General features: G+C 70.5%; 1 protein-coding gene. It reads right to left on the reverse strand.

Annotated elements, in window-relative coordinates:
* Positions 1–33: 33 nt before the first annotated feature.
* The gene (locus KDL01_RS41110; RefSeq protein WP_438802024.1) at positions 34–1,401 is read right to left on the reverse strand and encodes an IS701 family transposase; all 1,368 of its coding nucleotides are present in this window, start codon (positions 1,399–1,401) and stop codon (positions 34–36) included.
* Positions 1,402–1,422 lie beyond the last annotated feature (21 nt).

Raw genomic sequence — 1,422 nt, forward strand, 5'->3', positions numbered from 1 at the left:
TACTCCAGTCGTAGTTCGTGATCTGACGCTGTGTCACGCGATGAGTGCGAGGCGGGTTCGGTAGTGGTGCCAGCGGGCGCGTGCTTGGTGGCGTCGTCTCCAGTCGGACCAGCGCAGGCCGTGTTTGACGAGGGCGGGGGTCGTGGGGTGCGGTAGTTCGCGTTTGAAGATCAGGTAGAGGTGGAACAGGCGTTGGGCTTCGGGGACGGTCAGCGCGATGGTGCCGCAGTCGGCCGGCGGGGCCTGGTCGGGGTCGTGGGGCAGGACCGGGGCGGGGTGCGCGGCTTTCTCGAGGGCGGCGAGCACGGCCAGGAACGCGAGGGCCGCCATCGCCAAGGTGGCGTGGCGCCTCCAGGCCCGGTAGCGCCTGACCTGTGTCTGGTCGAGTCCGATGGTGGATTTCCCGTCCTGGAAATCGTCCTCGACCTTCCACCTGGTCCCGGCGACCTTGACCAGGTCGGTCAGCGAGCAGATCCGGTCGTCGGGTGCGTAGGCGTAGAAGTACGCGAGCTCGCTCGGGTCGCTGATCGAGCGGCGGATCAGCAGCCACCGGCGCGGGTGGTCGGTGGCGATCCACGCCCAGTCGTAGTAGCGCGGGCCCTTCGCCCCGGCCCCGCACGAGCGCCGGTTCCACCCCCTCGGCCCGACCAGGCCCAGGGCCTGGTCGGCGCGCATCCGCACCCGGCCGGAGGTGGTGAGGTGGAAATCGACCGGCACCGCGAACACGTAGCCGATCCCGCGCGCCTCGCACAGCTCGCGCAGCGCGCTGCTACGCCCGTATACCTCGTCCCCGGCCGCCCAGGCGGGGCGGATGCCGGCGGCGAGTGCGCGTTTGGCCTGCGCGATGGCCAGATCGGGCTTCGTGGCGAACGCGTGGCCCGGCGGGAACCCGGCCTTCGCCATGCGCTGCGGGTCTTCGAACCAGTCGTCCTGGACGTAGAGGTCCCGGTCGATCAGGGCGTGGCCCCGCTCGGTCGCGTACGTCGTGTACACCGCGACGATCACGTTCTCGACCCGGCCCATCGTGCCGGAATACTGCCTGCCCACAGCCGCCGTGGCCGTGCCCTTCTTGGCTTGACCGGTCTCGTCGAAGATCAGGACCCCTCCGTCGGCGCCGAGGTGGCGCACGAGGAAGGAGCGCACCGCGTCCCTGGCCGCGTCCTCGTCCCACGATGCGCGCTCGAGCAGATGCTGGAGCCGGTAGGGCCGGTCAAGGCCCACCGCCTCCGCGAGCGACCAGCAGTTGCCCGCCACCCCGGGCATCAGCAGCCCGCGCACGTAGAGCAGGGCGTTGGCCCGCAGGTCACGGCGCTGAAAAGACGGCGCCAGCCCCGCTGTGAGCTCCGCGAATACCGCGTCCGCCGGCTCGGGATCTACAATGACGGCGCAGGCCGCCTCCATGTCATGTTGCGTCACAACACC

It is taken from the genome of Actinospica durhamensis (assembly GCF_018139695.1).
Lineage (GTDB): Bacteria > Actinomycetota > Actinomycetes > Streptomycetales > Catenulisporaceae > Actinospica > Actinospica durhamensis.

Excerpts from the sequence above, each read along its gene's own strand:
- KDL01_RS41110 (WP_438802024.1), bottom strand. The coding sequence starts at position 1,401 with ATGGAGGCGGCCTGCGCCGTCATTGTAGATCCCGAGCCGGCGGACGCG.